The organism is Thalassotalea profundi, assembly GCF_014653195.1.
Taxonomy (GTDB): Bacteria; Pseudomonadota; Gammaproteobacteria; order Enterobacterales; family Alteromonadaceae; genus Thalassotalea_B; species Thalassotalea_B profundi.
Genome location: NZ_BNAH01000010.1, coordinates 136,573 through 162,738 on the forward strand (window position 1 = coordinate 136,573; position 26,166 = coordinate 162,738).

Here is a 26,166-nt window from a genome sequence, read left to right on the forward strand (position 1 = left end):
TTTATTAACGCAATTTAAGCGTTGCTAATCCTATTAATACTAAAACTAATGAAATAATCCAAAAGCGCACAATTACTCGCGGCTCTGGCCAACCTTTTAATTCATAATGATGGTGTATTGGTGCCATTCTAAAGATACGTTGTCCACGTAATTTATAAGAGCCTACTTGCAGAATAACGGAGACGGTTTCCATAACGAATACACCTCCCATAATAAACAGCACTAACTCCTGACGAACTAATACCGCAATAACTCCTAAAGAAGCGCCTAGCGCTAACGAGCCAACATCCCCCATAAATACTTGTGCTGGATAAGTATTGAACCAAAGAAAGCCTAATCCAGCTCCAACAATCGCGGTACACACCACAACAAGTTCACTTGTTAATGCAATATAAGGAATATTTAGATAACCTGAAAAATTGACATTGCCTGTTACATAAGCAAATACCGCAAAAGCTCCAGCGACCATAATTGTAGGAACAATCGCTAAACCATCTAAACCATCTGTTAAATTAACTGCGTTACTTGTACCGACAATGACGAAGTAAGCTAATAAAATATAAAGTACGCCTAATTGTGGCATTACCTCTTTAACAAAAGGCACAATTAGAGCCGTTTCTTGAGGTGATTGAGCACTTACATACAAGAAAAATGCAACGCCCAAACCAATAATGGTTTGCCAAAAATACTTCCAACGTGCAATTAACCCATTTGAATCTTTACGAATAACTTTTCGATAATCATCTACAAACCCTATAATACCGAAGCTCGATACGACAAAAAGTACCGCCCACACATAGCGATTGGTTAAATCTGCCCAAAGCAATACACTAATGATAATGGCGGCTAATATTAATAATCCGCCCATTGTGGGTGTACCAGATTTAGATAAGTGACTTTCCGGGCCATCATCCCGTACTGTTTGACCTATTTGCATTCTTTGTAACGCACGAATTAACTTTGGTCCAAAAAATAAAGCAATGCCCAATGCCGTTAATGTCGACACAATGGCTCGAAATGTTAAATAAGAAAATACATTAAAAAAACTATAATATTGCGTTAAATATTCGCCTAACCAAAGTAACATTAGACTTGCTCCTCTGTTACTTGGCTTTCACACCATTGAATTATATCTTGAACTACGTATTCCATGCGGGCACTACGTGAGCCTTTAACTAGAATAGATATTTGTTGTTCTTCATCTGTTAGGAGTGCTTTTAAGCGTGTAATTAATGCCGAACGCTCACTAAAATGACTCGAGTCTTTCCCTGTTTTATTATTGTATGCATCTGAGGTACTTTGACTTAAGACACCTAATGTAAGTAAATCATCAATTTTACATGCCGCGGCATGCTCACCTACTTCTTGGTGATAACTACGTGCGTCTGCACCTAACTCCCCCATATCACCAATAATTAATATGCGGCGTCCAGGGTAACTTGCCAACAATTCAGTTGCCGCTTTAATTGATTCAACATTTGCGTTGTAAGTATCATCAATTAACTTAATATTATTTGATAGTTGATGAAGGTTTAAACGCCCCTTAACAGGCGCCATTTCAGCTAAACCAAGGCGTAGGTCGTCTAAAGTTGCGCCAAACTCTATAGCAATAGCGGCCGCAGCTACAGCATTGCATACATTGTGTTTACCTGGCACGGTCAATTCAATATAAGTATTACCAATGTAGGTATTTAATTTAAAGGTGGCACAACCATCTTCATTTAAAATCACATCTGAGCTAAAGCAATCAGATTCATTTTTACACGAAAAACCACGTACTTTTTTATCAACCAAACGCCATTGCCATTTACTTGCTAGACTACAATCTTTGTTATAAATGGCCACTCCGCCTGATTTCAGGCCTTCAAATATTTCACCTTTTGCTCGGGCAACCCCACATAAATCTCCAAAACCTTCCAAATGTGCGGCCGCTATATTATTAATAATGGCTACATCCGGTTGAACAAGTCCTGAAGTGTAGGCGATTTCCCCCATATGATTTGCGCCTAACTCAACTACTGCATAATCATGTGTTTTTTCTAAACGTAATAATGTTAATGGCACACCAATTTCATTGTTAAAATTACCTTGCGTAGCTAACACATTGCCTAAGCGGGATAATATTGCAGCAACCATTTCCTTAACGGTAGTTTTCCCACTACTGCCAGTGATACCTACAACCTTTGGAGATACCTTTTCTCTGACAAAAGCCCCAAATTTTCCTAAAGCTTTATGTGTGTCAGCAACAATAATTTGGGGAACAATAACATCGCACTGATGATCAACAATCAATGCACTACAACCTTTGTCAATAACTTGGTCAATAAAACGATGGCCATCAAAATTCGCACCTTTTAATGCTAAAAACAATTCATTGGCAACTAATGATCTGCTATCTGTATTTACTTGTTCAACGGTGATATCTTCACCTATGAGTTGACCGTCTAATGCTTGCGCGATTTCAGATAATCGTAATGTGATCATAATACTGTCTCGCTCATATAAATTTGTTTCACTATTGCTCTTTCATCGTAAGCGACTTTTTCTTTACCCATTACGATATAATTCTCATGGCCTTTTCCAGCAAGTAAGACTACATCATCTGGTTTTGCTAACTGGATAGTCTGTTTAACCGCTTGTTGGCGTTCCAATTCAACCGTTATAAAATCCGTTTTATCGCAACCTGCTAATATATCTTTCACTATATTTTTTGGCATTTCAGTACGTGGGTTATCATTGGTAATAACAACGTGATCAGCCCAATGTTGAGCAATCTCTCCCATTAATGGACGCTTGCCTTTATCACGATCACCACCACATCCAAAGACTACCCATAACTGTCCTTGGCAATGTTGTCGGCATGCTTGTAATGCATTTTTTAAAGCATCTGGTGTATGTGCATAATCAACAACCGTTGTTGGAAAATTGTCTTGATAATAAGCTTCCATACGACCAGTAATCGGCATTAATGTTGAAACAGCAGCAGAGATATCCTTTAAAGAGATTGAGTTAGCCAATAGTACTGCAATAGCGGCAAGCAAATTATCAATATTAAAATCACCCAATAGCGGGCTATTGATGGCTATATCACCAAGGTGTGTTTTTAAGGTGAAATGAGCGCCTTGTTTACTATGACTAATATCACATGCTTGTACATATGCTTGATATTGTGAAATGACCTCGCTACGACCATAAATAATGACAGGTTGCACAGTTGGCCAGTTGTTTAACCAGTTTTTTGCTTGTTGATCATCTCCATTAATAATGGCTATTTGATCCGCTTGAAGACTAAATATTTGATACTTAGTCTTAGCATAATTTTCCATCGTTCCATGATAATCAAGGTGATCTCGTGATAAGTTAGAGAACACTGAAATATTAAATAGTTCTGCTTTAACACGTTTTTGTGCCAAGGCGTGAGATGATACTTCCATAGCGACATGGCTAACTTGTTGTTCTGAAAATTTATGTAACCAAGCCATAAGTTCTGTTGCACCTGGCGTGGTATTTTCAATTTCAGTTAATGAATCGACCACGCCAGCACCATTGGTTCCAATAACAGCACATAACTTATTAACTGAAGTTAATAATTTTGCAGTAAGTTGACTAATACTGGTTTTACCGTTAGTGCCAGTAATACCAATAAGCTGCAATTTATTTTGTGGGTTATTGTAAAATTGGCTAGCAAAGTTAAATAAATGCTCATTGAACTGATAAAAATTAATTTTTAAAATGGACGTACCATTAGCTGTAATCAAAGGTTCAAATAAACCATGCTCAGCTTCGCTTTCACACTCAGCAATAATTAAGGCGACGTTATGAGTTAAAGCCTGAGAAATAAATTGACGTCCATCACTTTGAGACCCTATTACAGCACAGAAAACATCACCTGCCTGTGTATGACGACTGTCATTAACTATCTGACTTTTTGTATCAAGTACTATGTTGCTATCAAGCTTAATATCAAACTGCATCAATGCTGTATTTATCGGGTGAACGCTAGGCATTTGTTCGTTCCCCCTTACTTGCTAATACAACAGTTTCACTATTAGCATCAGGTGCAATATTCAGTAACCGTAGCGCACCTTTCATTACGCGAGAGAATACAGGAGCTGCAACTTCGCCACCATGATATAAATCGCCGCCAGGTTCATTGATCACAACGACAACCACTATTTCAGGATGTGAAATAGGTGCCATTCCTGCAAACATGCCTACATAATCATTACCGTAACCACCAGCTAACGCTTTGAATGCTGTACCTGTTTTTCCACCGACACGATAACCATCAACTTTTGCTTTTGACACATGCTCATTTACGACGGTTTCCAGCATTTTTACTACAGCCATGCTATTGCTATTTGAAAATACACGCTCACTTTCTTCAAAATAATTGCTATTATCGAGCTCATTTGAATTATTATCTTTTTTCAATATTGTTAGTGTTTTTTTCACACCACCATTTGCCAGTGTTGAATAAAAACGGGCGAGTTGTAACGGTGTTGCAGCCACCCCCATACCGTAGGACAACGCTGCAAGTTCAAATTCTGACCAACGCTCACGTTGATGCATAATGCCACTACTTTCACCCACTAACTCAAGTCCCGTTTGTTCTCCAAACCCTGCTTCAAAAAATTTATTAAGAAAAAAATCTTTAGGCAATGACAAGGCTAATTTTGATGTCCCCATATTTGAGCTATTAACTAAAATATCTGCAGGCGACATTTTTCCACGATTGATAGGATCACTAACGCGTCGGCCACCTAATCGCATCCAGCCGGGGCTAGTGTCAATAATGCTGTTTGCTTTAATTTCACCGAACTCTAAAGCAGACATAACGGTCAACGGTTTCAGCGTAGAACCAGGCTCATAGAAATCCGTGATTGCTCTGTTACGTAAGCGATGTACAGCGACACCAGTACGGTTATTAGGGTTATAAGAAGGGCTGTTAACTAATGCTAATACTTCACCCGTGTGGACATTAGTCACAATTACCGAACCTGAAGTTGCCTTAAATGCACGTACTGCGCCTTTTAATTCCTTGTATGCAAGTGCTTGTATACGCTGGTCGATACTAAGAATAAGATCTTTGGGTGGTGTTGACTCAATATCTTCAATCACCTCAATAGTATTACCCTTAGCATCTTTTCGATAACGCTTCTTACCACTTTCTCCTGTAAGGAGTTTATCGTAAACATTTTCAATGCCTTCTATGCCTTTATCATCGATGTCTGTAAAACCTACAACGTGTGCACTGATTTCCCCCGTAGGATAAAAACGTTTCGACTCCTTACGAAGATAAATACCAGGTATTTTAAGTTGTTTTATATAATTAGCCATCGCAGGAGATAATTGACGCTCTACATAGACAAACCGACGGCGTGGATTTTTAGTAATTCGGTTTTTTAAATCAATAACATTTTGATCTAATACATCAGCCAATGCTTGCCAATGTTCAACCATAGCTAAACCATTTTTTTCAATAATGGTTTTTGGATCCGCCCAAACCGTTTGTACGGGGACGCTCACAGCAAGTTCATCACCATTACGATCAACAATGGCACCTCTATGCACTTCATTTTCTGATGTTCTTAATGAACGTAAATCACCCTGATGCTTAAGCATATCAGGCTCAATCACTTGAATATAAGCCGAACGAGCTGCCAAACTAACATAAATTAACACCACGACAGAAAGCACAACGTAAAAACGCCATGCTACTGTTTTTGGTTTGTAATTTACTGCTTTTGTACTCACGTTAGTTCTCAGTTAATTTTAATGATAACTTCAGAGTCGACGTTTGGGCGTTTCATCTGTAGTCGTTTTTTTGCCTTACTTTCAATCGTGCTATGCTCTGCTAAACTGTTCTGTTCTAATAATAAGTTTCGCCATTCCACATCTAACTCATCACGATCGGTTAATAAATTTTCTAGTTCTATCGTCGTTTGACGATTTAAATGCGTTAAATAAATCACTGAAAATGCTGAAGCTACAACCATCAGCAATAATATATAAACTAAAAAGTGACGTTGAATGTCCTGCCAGATATCAAACGCTAGCACGACCTTTTTTGCCGCCATTAGTTAGTCAGCCAACCTTTCTGCAACTCGCATAACAGAACTACGAGAACGCACATTTTCTTCAACTTCTTGTTGAGAAGGTTTAAGCTTTCGCCCAATTAGGTTTAATTTTTTACCTTTATTTAATTCAGCTTCGCTAATTGGCATTCCTCTCGGTACTTGCTTACCTTGGGAGTGCTTTTTCATAAACTGTTTAACCATACGATCTTCCAGCGAATGAAAACTTATAACCACAAGACGACCACTTGCTTTAAGTACATTTAATGATGCAACAAGGGCATTTTCTATTTGTTCTAACTCACTATTGATATAAATTCGAATTGCTTGAAAAGAGCGTGTAGCTGGGTGTTTCTTTATTTCTCTTTGTGGCGCTGTTTTTTTAATAAGTGCAGCAAGCTCGCCAGTACGCGTTAAAGGAAATTCTTCTCGAGTATCGACAATGGCATTAGCAATACGCCATGCATGTTTTTCTTCACCAAAAGTTCTTAATACCCAACTAATGTCTTCAACATCAGCAGTTGCTAGCCACTGTGCTGCCGTTTGACCTTTCGTGGTATCCATACGCATATCAAGCGGACCATCATTCATAAAACTAAAACCACGTTCAGCTTCATCAAGTTGAGGAGACGAAACGCCTAAATCCATTAATACCCCATCAACTTTTCCTTGTAAGCCTAATTTTTCAGCTATGGTATCTAAATCGGCAAAACCTTGGTGTTCAATTGTAAATCGTGCATCATCAGCAAATTTTTCAGCTGCTTTTATGGCACTTGGATCCCTGTCTATAGCAATAAGTTTTCCATGTTCAGAGAGTTGAGAGAGAATAAGTCCCGAGTGGCCGCCGCGACCAAAAGTACAGTCGATATAAATACCGTCTGGTTTGATAGCGAGTCCAGCAATTGCTTCGTCAAGCAACACCGAAATGTGGGACTTATCTTTTTGCATTTTAATAAACGCCGTTTTATATAAATTTTGTTTGTTATAAAGACAAATCAAGTAATCGTTCTGTAAGTTCTATTTCGCCTGACTGGATTTTAGCAATGCCTTGTTGCATTTGCCCTTGCCATGCGTTTTCACTCCAGATTTCAAACTTTTTCAATTGCCCTACTAGCATTATATTTTTTTCTAAACTGGCATGCTGTCTCAACGGTCCATTGATTAATAAGCGGCCACTCTTATCAATTTCACAGTCTGAGGCATTGCCAAGTAATACTTGTTGCAGTATTCGCTCTTGTGGATTCATACTGGACAACCCACAAAGTTTTAATTCAATTTCTTCCCACTCAGGAAGAGGATAAAGGAGTAAACAAGGGTGTTGAATGTCAACAGTGCACACCATTTTTCCTTGGCAATCAGCAAATAGCTCTTCGCGATACCTTGTTGGTATCGTTATTCTATTTTTTGTATCGAGCGTAATTGCGCTGGTGCCTCTAAACATAAACCTTATTTTTTATTATTGAATCACGAAGATCCACAATTTCCCACTTTTCTCCACATTGATACAGTTTAGTGAGTAAAGGGAAGTTATGTCAAGCAATGTTTCACTAATTTCAATACCATGATCACTACTAAAATTAAGGCTTATAAGGAAGTTTATGAAATTGTGGGATTTTGTGGTTTTCTCACCCAAATATTTACTTAATATTGAATAAAAAAAGAGACTAAGTACTAAAACTGTGTGTTTGATGTGCAAATAGTTGATAGGAGTGTGGGATTAACTGTAATCGCACCTCTTGTTCAAGCGACAGCAATGATTGGCTATAAAAGCTTAAGTCTTCAAAGGCTAGTGGATCCGATGAGTCAATGCTTGATAAGAGATAATGATATCCATGCTCAGTAAAGGAGATATGTTTAACTACGCTGTTGGCATTTCCAGGAATAAGCGAAATGTATTGTGGTTTTACTAGTAATACAAAATGCTCGCCATTGTTTAATATTAAGTCTTCCACGGTAAAATCACCTAATACAGTGGATACTTGTTTTTCACGTACGTTAACTGGTAACCAACTTCCTATTTGTAAAAAGTCAGCTACTTGCCAACAATTTGGATGATCAAACACTTCGCGTGGTGTGCCAGCTTGAATAATTTTCCCATGATGCATTAAGGCAATTTTATCGGCAAAAGAAAATACTTCATCTTTGTTATGCGTAACAAAGATAGCACTAATGTTGAGTGATTTAAGTAAGTGTCTCAGTTCTATCATTAAGCCGTTTCGTAGCCTAGCATCTATATTTGAAAAAGGTTCATCAAGCAGTAGAATTTTTGGTCTTACGGCTAAAGAGCGCGCTATTGCAACACGTTGTTGTTGTCCTCCTGATAACTGATGCGGAAATTTTTGTGCCTGAGGCATTAAGCCCAATAATATTAATAGCTTTTCAATGCGAAGTTTTTGCTCTTCTTTGGTTTCTTTACTTAGACCAAAAGCAATATTTTGCCAAACAGTTAAATGAGGGAATAACGCATAATCTTGAAAAATAACGCCGACATTACGTTTCTCAGCAGGTACGGGATTAGTATTATTGATACAAAGTTTGTCAATAATAATTGACCCCGAATTAAGCTGGTTAAAACCGGCTATAGTATTAAGTAAGGTTGTTTTACCACAACCGCTTGGCCCAACTAAACCAAGAATCTCACCAGAGGTTAATGACAAGTTAATATCAGCAAGTATCGTATTTTTTTGTAACGAAACAGACAACTGGTTGATAGTTAAAATATCGCTCAATGTATTTTCTCTTTTTTATTTAGCACTATAATCGGTAGTAAGCCGAATAATACTATGAATAAAGCACCAATAGCACCTTGTTCTAACCTTTCATCAGAAATCATTTGGTATACTTGCGTACTTAACGTATCAAAATTAAAAGGTCTTAACACTAATACCGCAGGTAACTCTTTCATTGCTTCAACAAATACTAATAACCAAGCCACAATAAATGAAGATTTTAATAACGGTAAATGTACCTTAAGTACGGTGTGTAACTTACCCACGCCAAGACTTTCAGGTGCAATATCTAAAGACTGAGGAATTTTGGTGATACCACTTGTTATGGTTCCATTAGCAATAGCAGAAAACCGTGTAATTAGCGCAAAAATAACGGCAAATAAACTACCTGATAACACTAGGCCTGGTTTAGATAAATTCAGCCAAACGGCTAAATCGTTTATCCAATGGTCTAGTGGACCAAATGTAGCAAGTAAAGCCATCGCTAATACTGTACCGGGAATTGCATAGCCGTAACCTGATAATAACAAGGGTACTTCGCTTCTTTTAACACCGCTTAACCGACGATATAAAACCAAAAACAGTGCAAGTATACTAGCAATAGTAGCCGCATAAATAGATACTTTTAAGCTATTCATACCAGCTTGTATTAGCTGTTCAAATTCAGTTGAATCAAGATATTGAATTGTCATATCTAACAATAAAACAAAAGGGAAAATAAAACCTGCCAAGACCAGTAACCAACAATATATATTTCCTATAATTTGCTGAATTGGCGTAAGAATAATCATAGTCAGCGGCTCTTTCGATGCACTCAATTGATGTCGTTGATGTGCTCTAGCACGATACTCAGCTGCAACACTTAATAACACCATAATCATTAATAAGCTAGCAATAGCATTGGCTGTAGACAGCTCGCCATACTCTAGCCACGTATCATAAACTGCCGTTGTGAGAGTATTAACAGCAAAATATTGAACCGTCGCAAAATCAGCCAATGTTTCCATTAACACTAAACTTGCAGACACGGCAATCGCAGGCCGAGCAAGTGGTAAACTAATACGCAAGAAACATTGTTTATCGCTAAGGCCTAAAGACTTTCCTGCTTTTATGAGTTGTGGATCTTGATGCTCAAATGCTGTTCTGACTAACATATAAACATAAGGAAATAATACTAGAGCAATCATAACTGCTGCCCCTGTTAAGGTTCTTAGATCAAAAAACCAATAATCATTAGGTGATTGCCAAGAAAATAGCGCTCGTAATTGCCGCTGTATTGGACCTGCATAATCAAAAAGATCAGTATATAAATATGCAATAACATAAGCTGGCATTGCTAATGGTAATAACAGTGCCCAACGTAGTACGTTTCGTGTTTTTAAATTAGTAAGACTCACTATAGCAGCAGTTGGCACACCAAATAGAATAACAAGCACAACAACATAAAGCGCTAATAAAAGGGTATTTACTACATAGTGAGGTAAAACAGTTTGCCAGAGATGCGTTAAGGTATCACTATTTGCAGTGAGGCCAGAAAAGACCATAACAGCAACTGGCGCCATAAGCGCCAGTGCAATTAGCCAACTTGTGATTGACCATATAGGGTAATTAACGCGCGAGATCACAAATCAAATTTAGCCTGATCTATCAGCTTGATTGCATTTTTGTGGTGTTTAGCAATAGTCACTAACGATAAATTATCCGCTTTAAAAGCTCCCCAAGAAGCCACTAATTGTGATAATGGAACTCCTTCTCTCACTGGGTATTCCATATTCGTTTCTGCATATAATTGCTGGGCTTTTTCAGAAATTAAAAATTCCATTAACGCTAAAGCATGTGCACGATTTGGAGCATACTTTGCCATCGCAACGCCTGATATATTGATATGGGCGCCACGATTACCTTGATTAGGAAAATTAATATTAACCTCATCTGCCCATACTTTCTGCTCAGGGTTTGTCAAAATTTTACCAAAATAGTAGCTATTCCCTAAGCTTAGATCACATAGATTCTGATGGATTGCCTGCACTTGACCACGATCATTACCTTGAGGTTTTCTTGCTAAATTAGCTTTAAAGCCTTTTAACCATTCTAATGTTTTTACTTCACCATGTTCAGCGATCATTGATGACACTAGGGCAACAGTGTATGGATGCTTTCCACTACGAGTACATACTCTGCCTTGCCATTTTGGGTCAGATAAATCTTCATAGTTTATTGATATATTTCCAAGGCGTTTAGCCGAGTATATATTTCGTACACGAGTAGTAAGGGCAAACCAAGTATCATCAGATGATTGTAAATGCGCTGGAACATGGGTTTCTAATACAATTGATTTTACGGGCTGCAATAACTGCTTATCTTGTAATTCAACTAAACGACTAATATCTGTAGTAAGCAAAATATCAGCAGGGCTATGCTCCCCTTCTCGTGCCAATCTTTCAGCCATCCCATTTTTAGCAAAAACCACATTAACCTTAATGCCTGTTTGTTTGGTAAAAACATCAAAAAGTGGTTTAACCAAATTTGCTTGACGATAGGAATAGACATTTACTTCATCAGCCGCATACGCAAACGATAGAGGTATAATGGCGCAAGTCAGTAGCGTAAACTTGGTTAACAATGTTTTAAACATAGCTTTTCTCAGTAGGTATTTTAAGGGATAAATATATGCTGCAAGACTACCCATATAATGGAAATGAGTCAAGGTTTATGAGAATTATTCTCATTTGGTTTTAGTGCGACCAAATTCGGTATAAAAGCGAGTCTCAAAACACTCAAACTACATTAATTATTCGCTCGTTTTAAGACGTGACATATTTGTTAATTGTTGCTGAACCTCTGCATTTAAATGCTGTTTCGATAAATAGCTTCGACCTTGTGGATGAACAATAATCCAGCCATTCTCAGTTTCATTTAATGCTTGAATTTCTGACCATTTAATTATTTTTTCACTGTAAAATGATGTTGTGGAAATACTAATCTCATCAATAACTAACTCAACTTCTGCCTTAGATGCTCGGCTGAGCATTTGTCGCATAACCCACCACGGTTTACGATAATATTGTGCTACCGCTTCCAATACTCCTAATGAAAACACAAACCATGCTGCGTATTGATTAATTTCAGTAAAAAGTACAAAACAACCACCCAATAACAATAGTATACCGGCTTTAAAATAAGCTTGATGAAAAGGGATTTTAGCTACTGATTCTTCATAGCATTCTTGGTAATAGGCTTTATCTAAAATAAATGTGGTTTTATATACTGACATCATTAATTTTCATTTCCGCCAATGTATTTTTCAACAATATCTAACACCATTTGGCTATGATCATCACGATCATTCAATGCATCGATATAATAATATTTTTCACCACCAGCATTAAGAAACGTTTCTTTATTCTCATGAGCTAATTCCTCAAGAGTTTCTAAACAGTCTGCACTAAAAGCTGGACTAATGATGGCTATATGCTTATCTCCTTGCTGTGCAAGTCTAACTAAAGTTTCATCCGTATAAGGTTTTAACCATTCTGCTTTTCCGAAGCGAGATTGGAAACTCATTACATAATCATCTTCCTGCCACTCTAGCTCAGTCATTAATAAACGGGTTGTTTTATGACAAAAACAATAATAAGGGTCTCCGCTGTCTAAAAATAATTTCGGCATACCATGGTAAGACAAAACAAACTTATCAGGTTTACCAAATTTGGCAACATGCTCGTTGACACTATTAGCAAGCGCTTTGATATACATTGGATGATCATGATAACTACTCACAAAATGCAATGAAGGGATCCAACGCCAACGTTGTATCACCTTAACTACGGCATCAAAAGTTGAGCCCGTAGTTGGGCCTGCATATTGAGGGTACAGTGGTAAAACAATGATATTTTGCACGCCTTGCTTTTGAAAATGATTTAGAGCAGATTCAATACTAGGTTCACCGTAACGCATGGCTAAATCCACGATTACTCTCTCTTGATACTTTTCAGCAATCAATCGTGATACCTTAGCCATTAATGCCTGACTTATAACCATCAAAGGAGAACCTTGTTCCGTCCATATACTTTGATAAAGCTTTGCTGATTTTTTCGGCCTTATACGTAAAATAATACCATGCAAAATAATGAGCCAAACCAATCTCGGTATTTCAACAACGCGAGGATCAGACAAAAACTCTTTCAAATAAGTTCTTAATGCACTAGCGGTAGGCGCGACTGGCGTACCTAAATTAGTCAGCAATATTGCTGTTTTTACGTTTGACTTATGTACACTTTTATTACGACCTAAATATCGTGACATATAATGTTTTACCTAATTTTTACTATTATTGTTAAATAATACTTATTCAACCACTTGATCGATCACTAATTGATGTGTTTTATCGTTACTAAGGTCAACATTATTAATTTCAGCTTTAAAGTCACCTGACTTAATGCCAACACCACCATCTGCAGAAACAATAGCAAAAAGATGAACACTTGTTACATCACTTAATTTAGCTTGTGGGGTCATAGCATTAGCATCAGTTAAACTAATTTCTAAAGGCAAATCACTTGCTTTAACTTTAACCGCTGCAAGTGGCATACGAGCACCGTCAGTTGGTATAGCATATATAAATACGATCTTATCTTCACCTTTGGATAATTTTTCAATAATGTCATCGGACAAGCTCACCACAATGTCAAGCTTAACATCATTTGATACAGACTCACTATTAGGGTTTTGACTTAACATTAAGCGATTTTTAGCTTCGTTTATTGCTTGTTGAAGTGCGGCTATATTAACGTTTGTGCGGTTGTCATCGACAACCAATTGCCAAAATCTAATCGCCTCTTCAAATCGCTCTGCTAAGAAGTGATCCATACCCAATAAAATATTTGTTGACGGTTCATTGGGGTCTATCGATAGTGCTTTATCGATAAAAGCTTGTACTTGTGCTGTGATCTGTTGTTGGTTTTGATAGTAACTTGCTTGTGCTTTTGCCCCATAGACATCTGCTTTTTCACCTTCAAGTTCTATCACTTTATCAAAGGCACTTTGGGCTTGTTCAAATTGGCGGGTTCCTACCAGCCCTTGCCCATAACTGTACCATAAGTCAGAATTATCTGGATTTTTATCTAATTCAGCTTTTACTTTTTGTAGCTCTGCAAAAGCAGCTTGTTCAGCATTTATCTGCTCACTATCAGCATTTGATTTAGGCGTGCTAGAAACTAATTGATAAGCACCATGTTGATGATAGTAATAACCACTAAAGACAATAATAAAAAGCGATAACATTACCGGCCAAAGAATAGATAAACGCTTAGCTTGAGCAGCAGATTTTTTAGTTTCAGCTTGATTTTCTTCAATATCTTGTAACAAACTTTGATCTAATTCAGTGATTAAATAACTGTAGCTTTCTTGGTCAATATTTCCTTTTTCAAGATCTTTCTCTATTTCAGCTTTATGTTCATGATAAAGCCTAATATTAGTTTCATCACGTAGACTATTATCGACAACATTTTGTTGCTGGCCTTGCTTGAGGAAGTGTAACCATACAACGACTAATGTCAGAGCAATAAAAATAAGTGTTATTATAAAAAATTCAGGCATGAGTTATTTGTCTTTTAGTATTTGTTCAAGTTTATCTTTTTGAGCCGCTGATAACTGTTTTGGCTGTTTTTTGTTAGCACTATTTTTTAAAACAAATACGACAATAACTACACCAATGAGTAATAAAATAGCAGGCCCAAACCAAAGAATATATGTAAGGCTAGACACTTTAGGACGATACAGTACAAATTCACCATAGCGTTGCACCATGAAATTAACTATTTCACCATCTGATTTATTTTGCTTTAACAGTTCATACACTTCTCTACGTAAGTCTGCGGCAATGGGTGAATTAGAATCAGCTAAATTTTGGTTTTGACATTTAGGACAGCGAAGCTCTTTAACTAATGAATTATAACGTAATTGCATCACCTCATCGTCAAAGGTATAAACAATAGAAGCCGCACTATTAAAAGTAATAAATACCATAGCAACAAAAGTTAAAAAGCGTTTCATTAACTTCTCTCTCCCTGATTTTCTTTTTCAAGAGTTTCGATTAATGGTAAGAATTTGTCTTGCCATACTTTGGTATCTATAGGGCCTACATGCTTCATTCGAATAATTCCCTTAGCATCAATTACAAAAGTTTCAGGTGCTGCAGTTACGCCTAATTCAATACCGAACCTTCCTTGCTCATCAAATATTGAAAGAATGTATGGGTTTTCATAATCTATTAGCCATTGTTTGGCATCTGCCCTAATGTCTTTATAATTTAATCCGTACAATGACACTCGACCACTTTTAGCAATATCAACTAAATAAGGGTGTTCATATTTACAATACACACACCAAGTTCCCCATACGTTGAGTAAAACAATATCACCCTTAAGATCTTTTTCAGTTAACATGACTTCTGGCTTTAATAGCTGTGGTAATTGAAAGCTAGGCAATTTCTTATCCACTAAGGCAGAAGGGATTTCTTGCGGATTTAATGATAACCCTCGATACAATATTGCACCAAGGGCAATAAATAGCACTAAAGGTATGAAACGGATAATTTTGTTCATTAACTTAACTCTCCAACTTCAGTATCAGTCGATAATCTAGCCTTACCCGACGAATTTTCAGGTTTTTTACGGCGATAGCGTTTATCTGCCATAGCACATAAGCCACCAATAGCCATAAATATTGCACCTAACCAGATCCAGCGCACAAAAGGTTTATAATGAACACGTATTGCCCATGCATTTTCAGGTAAGGGATCGCCTAATGCGACATACAGATCTCTAAATAACCCTGGATCAATGCCTGCCTCAGTCATTCCCATCGTTTGCACTAAATAAGTACGTCGCTCGGGTTTAAGTAAACTCACAAATTTATCATCAAGATATACTTCTATTTGTCCTTGCTGTGCTGAATAGTTTGGCCCTTTTACTTGTTTTATTCCTTTAAAAACAAAATCATAACCAGAGACATTAACCGTATCACCAGTGAACATTTTAACATTCACTTCTTTTTCATACACTGACACTAAAGTAACACCTACTATTGTGACCGCGATCCCCATATGCGCAATAGTCATCCCCCATTGGCTTAAGCTTATATTACCGAAACTATAACCTTTAGCTTTTTTAGCTTGGTTGCGTAAGTCTTTCAATACCACTAATGCCACCCAAAATGCTAACGTCATTCCCATAGCAACAAGCCAGTTAAACTCTCCGCCATAGGCAAAAGGAAACACTAAGCCGAGAATGATACTAATCACTGATGGTTTACTTATTTGCTTTCTAAGCTCACCTTGTTTAGCTTTTTTCCAACGAATTAACGGCCCTATTCCCATGATAAGAAATAAACAACTCATAATTGGAATAAATACCGCATTAAAATAAGGAGGACCTACAGATATTTTTCCTAAACCAAACGCATCAACTATCAATGGGTAAATGGTGCCAAGTAAGACAGTTACCGCAGCAACAATAAGAATAATATTAGAAGCTAATATTGCTGTTTCTCGCGAATATAATGCGAATCGACTAAAACTAGAAACATTGCTCGCTCGAAAAGCATAAAGTATGAGTGAGCCACCAACAGCAATGGCAAGCAGCATTAAAATAAATGAACCTCGTGTTGGGTCTGAGGCAAACGAATGGACAGAGGTAATAACCCCAGAACGCACTAAAAAGGTTCCTAATAAACTTAAACTAAAGGCAAAAATAGCCAGTAATACGGTCCAGTTTCTAAATGCACCTCGTTTTTCTGTAACGGCTAATGAATGCAATAATGCAGTACCGACTAACCAAGGCATAAATGAGGCGTTTTCTACGGGATCCCAGAACCACCAGCCACCCCAGCCAAGTTCGTAATATGCCCACCAGCTGCCTAATGCAATACCTAATGTTAAAAATATCCAAGCAGCAGTTACCCAAGGACGCGCCCAACGTGCCCAAGCAGAATCTAACTTTCCTGCCATTAACGCGGCAATAGCAAAAGCAAATGAAACTGAAAAACCAACGTAACCAAGATATAGCATTGGCGGGTGAATAATTAAGCCTACATCTTGTAATAACGGATTTAAATCTCGACCTTCAGTTGGAACTAGAGGCCATAATCGATCAAACGGGTTCGAAGTTAATAGCGTAAATAACATGAAACCCACTGATACCATGCCTAATACCGCTAATACTCTAGCAATAAAGGCATCATCAATTCCTTTACTAAACTTAGCAACGGCAGCCGTCCAAGCGGTTAATGAAAAAACCCAAAGCAATAATGAACCTTCATGCCCGCCCCACACAGCACTTATTTTGAAATAATAAGGTAAATGAGAATTGGAGTGACCAGCGATATAGCGAACCGAAAAGTCATCAATAACAAAACTATACGCCAAAATTAATATACTAATTCCTGTGAACACAAACATACCAAATGTTAACGGTTTAGCATAACGTGCTAGTTGCGAGTGATTGGTTTGCACACCAATAAGAGGAATAACGCTTAAACAAATTGCAAAAGCTAATCCAATAACTAAGGCTAGGTGCCCTAACTCAGGTATCATGAAGGTCTCCGAATTCTATATTCCAATCGCATAGAAAACTTTATTAGTAATATAAGCCTTAAACAAAAAGTTACAGGGCCGCAAAGTTGAGCAATACTAGCATTATTTTCTTAACTTTTAATCAAAGTTAATCATTTCTTACATAAAAAAATAATTAATACTAGAGTCCGTTGAACTTTCCATTTGTAGCTCTGCTGTACTTGAAAAAGATGATTATCTAAGCGCTAAATGTAATGTTTGTTTTAGCAAATGCACTTTAAGCACAAATTCTAAGTTCCATACACAATCTAAGTACCGACATCCGTATAAGCAACAAATAATGACGTCTTTTAAAGGCTCCACAAGGGGCTATAATTAACATTTAATAATCCCTAATTAGTCTATCTACATCAAATTATCTCAATACTTATCAACGCGTTTCATTATAAAAAGCATAGAAAATTGTATTGAAGTAAATTGTTGATAAGCGAATGATAGGATATTTTGTTTTTCTATAGTAGGATCGAGATCAATAAAATGAAGCTTAAGTACTTGTAGACTACCTCAAAAAATAAGCTTTAATTAATTTCAACCTAATGTTGGACAATATATTTAATATTCATGCCAAATATGCCATCAGCACTTATAGCCGCAAAAAATCTCACTTGTATTAGAGAAGAACGCATTTTGTTTGAAGATTTATCTTTTACAATCAGTGCGGGCGACATAGTGCAACTAGAAGGGCCGAATGGTTCAGGAAAAACAAGTTTATTACGAATACTTGCAGGACTTTCGACTCCGTATGAAGGAAAAGTTCTCTTTAATAATACAAACATTAATGATATTAAAGAAGACTTTCATCAAAGCCTTTTATATTTAGGGCATTTACCTGGTGTTAAAGGTGAAATGACCGCAGAAGAAAATTTAGCCTTTAATCTCGCGCTAAGTGGGCTTGATGCCTCTCATGCAGAAGACACTTTAGCTCAAGTTAATTTATTAGGTTTTGAAGACGCACTTGCCAGTCACTTAAGTGCTGGACAGCATAGAAGAATAGCTTTAGCTAAACTTTGGCAAAGCAACGCTCCCATTTGGATTTTAGACGAACCCTTTACAGCGATTGATAAAGCGGGAGTGGAAAAACTAGAACAATTGTTTGTTGAACATACTAAACGTGGGGGCTGTGTAATCATAACCACGCATCAAGATTTATCACTAGCACCTTCGTTATATCAAAAGATAACGCTTGAATATCGTTTTTTCTAATTAAGGTACAAACGTATAACATTATGAGTGATTTAATCGATACAACAAACACAACTCAAACAGCGAGTACAAGGGTATTGCCTTATCATAGAGCGTTTTACTTAGTGTTTAAACGTGATGTCACCCTTGCGTTACGCCACAAAGACGACATTATTAATCCTTTACTGTTTTTTATTATTGTTATTACCTTATTTCCATTAGGTATAGGCCCAGAACCCAACACTTTAGCGCGAATAGCACCAGGTATAATATGGGTTGCAGCATTACTTGCCACGTTATTATCTCTTGATCGATTATTTAAATCAGATTACAACGATGGTTCCTTAGAGCAATTATTACTAAGTCCTAACCCAATTTTTATTTTAGTACTGGGAAAAATTGCGGCTCATTGGTTATTAACTGGTGTTCCATTAATAATTGTAGCTCCACTACTCGCTGTATTGCTTCATTTAAATGAAAACAGTTATCTAGCCTTATTTTTAACGTTATTAATTGGCACACCAATATTAAGCTTTATTGGTGCTATTGGCGTTGCTTTAACGGTAGGCATAAAAAAAGGGGGCGTGTTATTAAGTTTATTAATACTTCCTTTATATATTCCAGTATTAATTTTTGCCACTAGTGCAATTGATACCGCTGCAATGAACTTACCCTATAGCGGACAACTTGCTATAATCGGTGCATTACTTATTGGTTCATTGACTTTAACTCCATTGGCAGTTTCTGCCGCATTAAAAGTGAGTACAAACTAACATGTGGAAATGGCTACACCCTTACGCAAACCCTGAAGTGTCATATCACTTTGCAGGTAAGTTAATCCCTTGGTTTAAATACTTAACCATTTTACTCTTAAGTATTGGCTTAGTTTGGGTATTATTATTTGTTCCTGCTGACTACCAACAAGGCAATAGTTTCAGGATTTTTTATATTCATGTACCTACTGCTATTTTATCATTAAGTATTTATTCAACAATGGCGGTTATCGCATTTTGTGGTTTAGTGTGGCAGTTAAAATTAGCTGATGCCTCTGTTGCAGCTATAGCACCAGTTGGCGCTGTTTTCACTGCCATTGCACTAATTACAGGTGCCGCTTGGGGCAGACCTACATGGGGCGTTTGGTGGATTTGGGATGCGAGATTAACATCTGAACTCATATTATTATTTTTATACTTAGGCGTTATTGCCCTTCATAGTTCTTTTAGTGATAAATCCCAAGGCGGTAAAGCTGCCAGTATATTAACACTTGTTGGAGTTATTAATATTCCCATTATTAAGTATTCTGTTGAATGGTGGAATACACTACATCAAGGCCAAACCGTCACTAAGCTTGGCGCTCCATCTATGGCTTCTGAAATGTACTGGCCTTTTTTAGTTTGTTTTTTTGGTTTTGTCTGTTTTCTTGGCTGGATAATCTCACTTCGCTTTCGTACTGAGGTATTATCTCGAAATGCAATGCGCCCATGGGTTAAATCTGTGGCAGAATTAAGTGAGAAAAAATAATGCAATTTACTAATTTAAATGACTTTCTTGCTATGGGCACCCATGGCTTTTATGTTTGGTTATCATTTGGTATTACCTTCGCCTTATTATTTGCTTTAATATATTCGAGTAAACGCAAGAATAAACAAGTCAAAAATGCCATTATTAAACGCCAGCTACGTGAAAAAAAATTAAAAAAAGCAGCTCAATTACAGAAAGAATCCATATCTACCAGTAAATCTAAAGAGGTTAGCTCATGAATCCACGTCGTAAGAAGCGACTAACTATCATTGTATCTATTATCACCGCAATAGGGGTGATTACAGGTTTAGTTCTTTATGCACTAAGTCAAAATATAGATCTGTTTTATACGCCTAGTGAAATTATTAACGGTAAAGATGATTCAGGCATTAAACCTATTATAGGACAACGTATCCGTGTAGGAGGCCTAGTTGTACCCGGCAGTGTTAAACGAGATCCTGATAACTTAAAAGTACAATTTGATCTCACTAATAAAGGCGAAATGATAAGAGTAAAATATGATGGTATTCTTCCTGACTTATTTCGTGAAGGACAAGGTATTATTGCTAATGGTATTTTAACAGAATCGCGATTACTCACTGCGAGTGAGGTACTTGCCAAGCATGACGAAAACTATATGCCAAAAGAAATTGCTGAATCTTTAGGTGAAGGTCATAAAATTCCAGAATATTCCGAAGAGCAACTTAATAACAAATATTAACCTGTAAAATAGTTATATTAAGAAAACATAATAGGGCTGTTAACAACAATACTGCATGAGATTACAGGTTAATTATCTATACAAAGTTATTGGTTTATTCATAGCTATAGAAACTAGCTATGAATTACCACCCTATTTTATTTTTCAAACATCACATCAACTTAATTAGTATTGATCAGGAAATTGCTCTTATGGTGAGTTTTAAAGCAACAACATCAAAATAAAATTTATCTAATATCCGCGCTTCTTCTATCAACATTTCAATCAATAACTACTAAACTTTACTTTTATCAAAAGGGAATGGCTTAATATTATAATAGTGTAAAATGACACGTTGATATGTTGCGGAAAACGATGATATAGAGGTTGAAATGCCATTTAGTATTGTTCAGTGACTTCACTAAAAAGGACCGCTAACGATTAAAGTGATTATAACCAATGTCTAAAAATATAATTGCCTGGAAACACTGATGTGCAAATAATTTTACCCAACTTTAAACGTTATTTCAGCTAATTTTCGCTGTTATATCCTGAAGAATAGACAAAAAAAAACCCTAGATACTAGATCTAGGGTCGATCAAATAAGATCGTTTAACGCACCCTCAACAAGTGAGACTTTTTACTTTTCAGTAATTTTGTGTAGCTAGAGTCTTACAGTTTATAACCAAAGACACCTAGCAAAATATTTTAAATTATTTCCATGATTTCATTTTATGCCCTTTAATGGCATAAAATAGAATAAAAAGATAACAAGGTAACATAACAATATAAGCTCCCTGCTGACCTAAAGAAGTGCCACTAGCGATACCCCAAAATAAAGGACCAAAAGCTCCACCAGCAATTCCCATAATTAACAAGGCAGACCCCGTACTGGTTAAGTGACCAAGACCTGATAATGCCAATGGCCAAACAGCCGGCCACACTATGGCATTCGCTAGCCCTAAAAGAGCAATCAATAATAAAGTATCAGGCAATTGTGCACCGCCAAAAGGTACTAATAAGGTGTTAGCAATCACAAATGAGCTGCTATCACCAAAAATAATTAATAATGTGAGCAATGTTCCTAAAACGGCAGAAATCATTAACGCCGTTGGTTGAGAAACAAATCGAGGTATAGTAATAATGCCTAAGGTATAACCTAGCACCATACAAATCATAGTATATGATGTCATTACCGCATAATTTTCAACACCTAACGACAAAGCAAAAGTCCCTATTGTATCACCTGCTATAACTTCTACAGCAACATAAACAAATAGCGCTACCACACCTAATGCTAAACTTGGAGTTGCTAATGCCTCTTTAAGTTGCCCTTCGCTACTTGCCTGTTCTTTCTCTTTTTCAAGCTCAGGTAGAGGAGACATTTTCACAGCAAGACCAAGCAAACCAATAAATAACGCCATTCCTAAATAAGGAAGAACCAAACTATCAGCCATTTCATCTATTTTAGCTTGCGTTAATTCTGTACCAACAGTGCCAGTAAAATTACTTAAAATAAGTGCGGTAAATACCATAGGAGCAACAACACCTGCGCCTTTATTTAGAATACCCATAACACTAACACGAGCGGCAGCAGACTCTTCTGGCCCAATACGAACAACATAAGGGTTAACAGCTGTTTGAAGTAACGTTTGCCCTGTCCCCATCACTAACTGTGCAAATAAAAATAATGCAAATACTTGAGTTTCAGCAGCAGGAATAAATAATAATCCCGCGACCATCATCACCCCCATACCTAATGCCATACCATTTTTATAACCGACTTTACGAATAACCCAAGCCGAGGGTAATGCTGTAAATGTCACCGCAATATAAAATGAAAAAATAATTAACGATGCTTGAAAGGGAGAGAGTTGCAGTATTTGTTGAAGGTAAGGCATCAAAGAGCCATTTAGCCAAGTTGCAAACCCTAAAATAAAAAAGAGTATCGCAACTATTGCCATAGGCAACAAGCTACTTTGCTGCTTTTCATCTGTAATAGTCATATCCATAGTTTCCTCATAAATCGCTTTATAGTTATAGTTTTTTTAATAGTAAATTGATTTAACTTAACTCAATTTTTTGAATAAACAGCTTGTCCGGCTATCCAAGTTGACTGTACCTTTAACTGCTCGTCAAGCACAACGAAATCAGCCTGCATTCCTACACTTAACGTTCCACGTAAATGTTCTTGATTAATATATCTGGCCGGATATAAGCTTGCCATTCTTATTGCTTCATCTAGGCTAAGATTTAAACCAATATGCGTATTAGCAACCGCAGTAGCCATATCTAATGCCGAACCTGCCAATTCACCCGTAGTAGATGTTAATTTACCGTCGTTTAAATAAACGGTGCGATCAAAAAAGGCAAACTGCGTTTCTGATGTACCAACAGGAGGCATTGCATCAGTGACTAAAAAAACACGACCAGCCGGCTTGGTTTTTAATGCCAGCTTACAACTGGCATAATCGACATGATGGCCATCAATGATAATACCGCAACTAGCATTATCGTTGAGTAAAGCACATCCAGTTACACCAGGTTCTCTACCTTGAATAGGCGACATGGCATTAAATAAATGGGTAAAACCATCAGCACCAGCATCAATAGCAGCTTGCGCAGTCTTGTAATCCGCATTTGTGTGTCCTAAACAAACTTTTATTCCTAACGATACCATTCGCTGTACATCACTAGCAGAAACAGTCTCAGGGGCTAATGTTACTAATATTTGCCCAATGTCTTTTCTCGATAATATTTGCCATTCTTCCTCAGAAATCGGACGAATAAAACCTGCTGTATGTGCACCTTTTTTAGCGACAGATAAATGAGGCCCTTCAAAATGAATACCCAAAATACCTGGCACATTTTCTTTAATTGCTTGAGCCATGGCATCAGCAGCTTGCGACATCACCTCAATTTTATCTGTAATTAAGGTTGGTAACATGGCTGTTGTGCCAAATTGAGAATGGGCAGTGATGATACGTTTAATTTTATCTAAAGAGGGAGAGTCATTAAATAAAGCACCACCACCACCATTAACCTGTAAATCGATATAACCTGGAGCAGTTAAACCTACTAACACCTGATCAACATCAGCAGTATTATTATCAATAGCAGTAATTTTGCCATCTTCAACAGTTAATACTTGGTCATCACTATAATTATGTCCATCAAATAACCGCGTGGCATGTAGGCGTAACTTATTCATTATACTGTCCGTGTCACTTTTTTAAGGCCTTTAGGCTCATCAGGGTTAAAGCCGCGCGTTACTGCAACTTCTGCCACATCTAAGTAAAAACGTTGTAAAACTACTAATGGCGCTAGACGAGGATGAACATTTTTATCTGTTTGTCTAAGGTGAACAAGGTCAGCACCACGTTGCCCTACTTCATCAATTTGAGCTTGATGAGAAGCCGCACTTTCATCTTCAACAGCACAATTTAAAATAGCTAAGCCTTGCTCAACTAAAGTGACAGGACCATGTAAAAATTCAGCACTACTAAAAGCTTCAGCATGAATACTGCTCACTTCTTTTAATTTAAGTGCCATTTCTTTCGATACAGCGTAGCCTAAGCCTCGTCCTAAAATAACCATATTTTTAACGCCAGTAATTGCTGCCGACGTTAACTGAGGCTCAGAGTCGATAATAGTTTGTAAAGCCGTTGGCAAGGTATCTAATGCAGAAATTAAATCTGAATTCTCTGTCCAATAGGCAGTTAATTGTAATAATGCTGATAATGTTGCTAAATAACTTTTCGTTGCGGCAACAGAAACCTCTTCACCTGCTTTAAGTGGTAAAACATCATCAACAATATCTTTTAAAGGTGATGTTTCATCATTAACTAACGCAATACAGTAAGCACCTGCTTTTTTAGCCATTTCTGCTTGAGCTATAATATCAGGGCTTCGACCTGATTGTGAGATAACAATAACTAAAGCTTGCTCAAGTTTAAGCTGCTTACCATACACACTAGAAACAGAAGGAGCAGCAGCAAATGTAGGTACCCCAGCTTCAATCTCAATTAAATATTTACCAAAAACACCTGCGTGATCAGATGAACCTCGACCTATAATCATCACCATTTTAGGGTCAAATTGACGTAATTTTTCGCCAATAGATTGAACAAGATCTTTGTTAGCAGCAAGCTGCCCCTTAATTACCGAAGGTGCTTGTTTAGCTTCTTGTTCCATAATTGTTTGTGACATATTTAACCTACTTAATTCAATTCTAAATTTATTACAGCAAAGCGAGTTGTTGCTGGGCGAATAATATAGAGCCTATTTCTGGTGGGCTAATAGGCTCTTCTAACTTATCTTGTATTTCTTGATCTAACCAAGGTTTTAATCGAGGCGTCAGCCCGCCAATTAGCGATATACGTGGTGGATTTTGCAAAAGCAATTGTCGCGCAACATTACTAATATAACCAGCACCTTCTTCAACTATTTTCTTGGCAACTACATCACCTTCTTCTGCAGCATCAAACACTATATTAGCCATTTTTGCATAAAACGCGGCTGGTTTTCCTGCAATAATTTCTACGAGGTCAATCCCTTCTTTTACATTATGTAGTGTTAATAATTTATCATTAATACTTGAAGGTTCAACTAAACCATCTAACGACATTAAAACATGGTTAGCCGCTTGAAAACCAAACCAAGCGCCACTCCCTTTATCGCCATGTGGAAATCCATGCCCACCTAACGTATATGGATGGCCAGCAACATAAGAAAAACCGCAAGAACCGGTACCCGAAATAATAACAGCACCATCACTCCCTTCGTGAGCTCCTAAACAAGCAATAAGTAAATCAGTTGTGAGAAACATTTGCTTAAATGGATGCTCCCATTGAGACATTTTTGCAAATAATACGGGTAAATTAACTCCAGCTAAGCCAACTCCAGCATAAATATTTTCAAGACCAATTCCAGTTAACCCTGCATCGGCTAATGCCAATTGGGCTGATTCAGTAATAGAGTTAATTGCTTGTTCATATCCATGTAAAGGGTTTGCAGGACCAGAAATACCCGTGCCTAGTATTACATTATCGCTAGACACAATAATGGCTTTACACTTACTACCACCACCATCAATTCCTAAAAAGTACTCTTTCTTGTCACTGCTACTTGACATGCTAACCTCATGTTCACATTCATTCAGTGATAACTAAAATTAAGTTATCAAATTTAATCTGTTTTCATCTTAACGATAAATGACAGCGTTGTCATTTGTTTTTTTATGTTTATTCTGAATTTTTATCTAATATTAAAGAATTTAAATTCAAACGGCTGATTTAATTAAGTAAATTAATTAAATCAGCCTTG

Annotated in this window: 25 protein-coding genes; 5 read left to right on the plus strand and 20 right to left on the minus strand. The window is 37.1% G+C overall.

Going from position 1 to position 26,166, the window contains the following annotated elements; genetic code table 11:
• Positions 1–4: 4 nt before the first annotated feature.
• The 16 genes from mraY to IE155_RS13060 form a co-directional block, all read right to left on the minus strand.
• Positions 5–1,087, minus strand: coding sequence for a phospho-N-acetylmuramoyl-pentapeptide-transferase (mraY, locus tag IE155_RS12985; RefSeq protein ID WP_189378671.1), 1,083 nt, complete (start codon positions 1,085–1,087; stop codon positions 5–7).
• Positions 1,087–2,484: a UDP-N-acetylmuramoyl-tripeptide--D-alanyl-D-alanine ligase gene (gene murF, locus IE155_RS12990; protein WP_189378672.1), complete on the minus strand. Its 1,398-nt coding sequence runs from the start codon at positions 2,482–2,484 to the stop codon at positions 1,087–1,089. The genes mraY and murF overlap by 1 nt, the downstream gene beginning before the upstream one ends.
• Positions 2,481–4,007, minus strand: a complete 1,527-nt coding sequence (locus IE155_RS12995; RefSeq protein WP_189378673.1) for a UDP-N-acetylmuramoyl-L-alanyl-D-glutamate--2,6-diaminopimelate ligase — start codon at positions 4,005–4,007, stop codon at positions 2,481–2,483. Before IE155_RS12995 ends, murF begins: the two co-directional genes overlap by 4 nt.
• Entirely contained in the window at positions 4,000–5,757 is a 1,758-nt protein-coding gene (locus tag IE155_RS13000) for a peptidoglycan D,D-transpeptidase FtsI family protein (RefSeq protein WP_229817295.1), read from the minus strand. Before IE155_RS13000 ends, IE155_RS12995 begins: the two co-directional genes overlap by 8 nt.
• Before the next feature lie 8 nt (positions 5,758–5,765).
• The gene (gene ftsL, locus IE155_RS13005; RefSeq protein WP_189378674.1) at positions 5,766–6,080 is read right to left on the minus strand and encodes a cell division protein FtsL; all 315 of its coding nucleotides are present in this window, start codon (positions 6,078–6,080) and stop codon (positions 5,766–5,768) included.
• Between the two features lie 3 nt (positions 6,081–6,083).
• Positions 6,084–7,025, minus strand: coding sequence for a 16S rRNA (cytosine(1402)-N(4))-methyltransferase RsmH (rsmH, locus tag IE155_RS13010; RefSeq protein ID WP_189378675.1), 942 nt, complete (start codon positions 7,023–7,025; stop codon positions 6,084–6,086).
• Positions 7,026–7,059: 34 nt separating this feature from the next.
• Positions 7,060–7,518 carry a division/cell wall cluster transcriptional repressor MraZ gene (mraZ, locus tag IE155_RS13015; protein WP_189378676.1) on the minus strand — a complete coding sequence of 153 codons (459 nt, stop codon included), beginning with the start codon at positions 7,516–7,518 and terminating at the stop codon, positions 7,060–7,062.
• A gap of 223 nt (positions 7,519–7,741) precedes the next feature.
• The gene (locus IE155_RS13020; protein ID WP_189378677.1) at positions 7,742–8,806 is read right to left on the minus strand and encodes an ABC transporter ATP-binding protein; all 1,065 of its coding nucleotides are present in this window, start codon (positions 8,804–8,806) and stop codon (positions 7,742–7,744) included.
• Entirely contained in the window at positions 8,803–10,368 is a 1,566-nt protein-coding gene (locus IE155_RS13025; protein WP_189378678.1) for an ABC transporter permease, read from the minus strand. The genes IE155_RS13020 and IE155_RS13025 overlap by 4 nt, the downstream gene beginning before the upstream one ends.
• 59 nt (positions 10,369–10,427) lie before the next feature.
• Complete coding sequence (locus IE155_RS13030; RefSeq protein ID WP_189378679.1) at positions 10,428–11,441, minus strand: Fe(3+) ABC transporter substrate-binding protein; 1,014 nt, start codon at positions 11,439–11,441, stop codon at positions 10,428–10,430.
• Positions 11,442–11,597: 156 nt separating this feature from the next.
• A complete protein-coding gene (locus IE155_RS13035; protein WP_189378680.1) occupies positions 11,598–12,083 on the minus strand; it encodes a YcxB family protein in 486 nt (161 codons plus the stop codon).
• Positions 12,083–13,111, minus strand: coding sequence for a ferrochelatase (hemH, locus tag IE155_RS13040; protein ID WP_189378681.1), 1,029 nt, complete (start codon positions 13,109–13,111; stop codon positions 12,083–12,085). Before hemH ends, IE155_RS13035 begins: the two co-directional genes overlap by 1 nt.
• 42 nt (positions 13,112–13,153) lie before the next feature.
• Positions 13,154–14,404: a c-type cytochrome biogenesis protein CcmI gene (gene ccmI / locus IE155_RS13045; RefSeq protein ID WP_189378682.1), complete on the minus strand. Its 1,251-nt coding sequence runs from the start codon at positions 14,402–14,404 to the stop codon at positions 13,154–13,156.
• A gap of 3 nt (positions 14,405–14,407) precedes the next feature.
• Positions 14,408–14,860 (minus strand): cytochrome c-type biogenesis protein, encoded by a 453-nt coding sequence (locus IE155_RS13050; protein WP_189378683.1) that lies wholly within the window; start codon positions 14,858–14,860, stop codon positions 14,408–14,410.
• The gene (locus IE155_RS13055; RefSeq protein WP_189378684.1) at positions 14,860–15,411 is read right to left on the minus strand and encodes a DsbE family thiol:disulfide interchange protein; all 552 of its coding nucleotides are present in this window, start codon (positions 15,409–15,411) and stop codon (positions 14,860–14,862) included. The genes IE155_RS13050 and IE155_RS13055 overlap by 1 nt, the downstream gene beginning before the upstream one ends.
• Complete coding sequence (locus IE155_RS13060) at positions 15,411–17,399, minus strand: heme lyase CcmF/NrfE family subunit (RefSeq protein WP_189378685.1); 1,989 nt, start codon at positions 17,397–17,399, stop codon at positions 15,411–15,413. The genes IE155_RS13055 and IE155_RS13060 overlap by 1 nt, the downstream gene beginning before the upstream one ends.
• A gap of 600 nt (positions 17,400–17,999) precedes the next feature.
• Between IE155_RS13060 and ccmA the strand changes: the two genes are divergently transcribed.
• Genes ccmA through ccmE form a run of 5 tightly spaced genes read left to right on the plus strand, consistent with a single transcriptional unit; the run spans position 18,000 to position 20,862 of the window.
• The gene (gene ccmA, locus IE155_RS13065; protein WP_189378686.1) at positions 18,000–18,641 is read left to right on the plus strand and encodes a cytochrome c biogenesis heme-transporting ATPase CcmA; all 642 of its coding nucleotides are present in this window, start codon (positions 18,000–18,002) and stop codon (positions 18,639–18,641) included.
• A gap of 23 nt (positions 18,642–18,664) precedes the next feature.
• Positions 18,665–19,393: a heme exporter protein CcmB gene (ccmB, locus tag IE155_RS13070; RefSeq protein WP_189378687.1), complete on the plus strand. Its 729-nt coding sequence runs from the start codon at positions 18,665–18,667 to the stop codon at positions 19,391–19,393.
• A 1-nt stretch (position 19,394) separates the two neighbouring features.
• A complete protein-coding gene (locus tag IE155_RS13075; protein ID WP_189378688.1) occupies positions 19,395–20,141 on the plus strand; it encodes a heme ABC transporter permease in 747 nt (248 codons plus the stop codon).
• Positions 20,141–20,380 (plus strand): heme exporter protein CcmD, encoded by a 240-nt coding sequence (gene ccmD, locus IE155_RS13080; RefSeq protein WP_189378689.1) that lies wholly within the window; start codon positions 20,141–20,143, stop codon positions 20,378–20,380. The genes IE155_RS13075 and ccmD overlap by 1 nt, the downstream gene beginning before the upstream one ends.
• Positions 20,377–20,862: a cytochrome c maturation protein CcmE gene (gene ccmE, locus IE155_RS13085; protein WP_189378690.1), complete on the plus strand. Its 486-nt coding sequence runs from the start codon at positions 20,377–20,379 to the stop codon at positions 20,860–20,862. The genes ccmD and ccmE overlap by 4 nt, the downstream gene beginning before the upstream one ends.
• Positions 20,863–21,554: 692 nt before the next feature.
• Here the strand turns inward: ccmE and nagP are convergent.
• The 4 genes from nagP to nagK form a co-directional block, all read right to left on the minus strand.
• Entirely contained in the window at positions 21,555–22,847 is a 1,293-nt protein-coding gene (gene nagP / locus IE155_RS13090; RefSeq protein WP_189378691.1) for an N-acetylglucosamine MFS transporter NagP, read from the minus strand.
• 68 nt (positions 22,848–22,915) lie between these two features.
• Positions 22,916–24,052: an N-acetylglucosamine-6-phosphate deacetylase gene (nagA, locus tag IE155_RS13095; protein ID WP_189378692.1), complete on the minus strand. Its 1,137-nt coding sequence runs from the start codon at positions 24,050–24,052 to the stop codon at positions 22,916–22,918.
• Complete coding sequence (gene nagB-II, locus IE155_RS13100) at positions 24,052–25,050, minus strand: glucosamine-6-phosphate deaminase NagB-II (protein ID WP_189378693.1); 999 nt, start codon at positions 25,048–25,050, stop codon at positions 24,052–24,054. The genes nagA and nagB-II overlap by 1 nt, the downstream gene beginning before the upstream one ends.
• A gap of 31 nt (positions 25,051–25,081) precedes the next feature.
• Entirely contained in the window at positions 25,082–25,975 is an 894-nt protein-coding gene (gene nagK, locus IE155_RS13105) for an N-acetylglucosamine kinase (protein ID WP_189378694.1), read from the minus strand.
• Between the last annotated feature and the right edge of the window lie 191 nt (positions 25,976–26,166).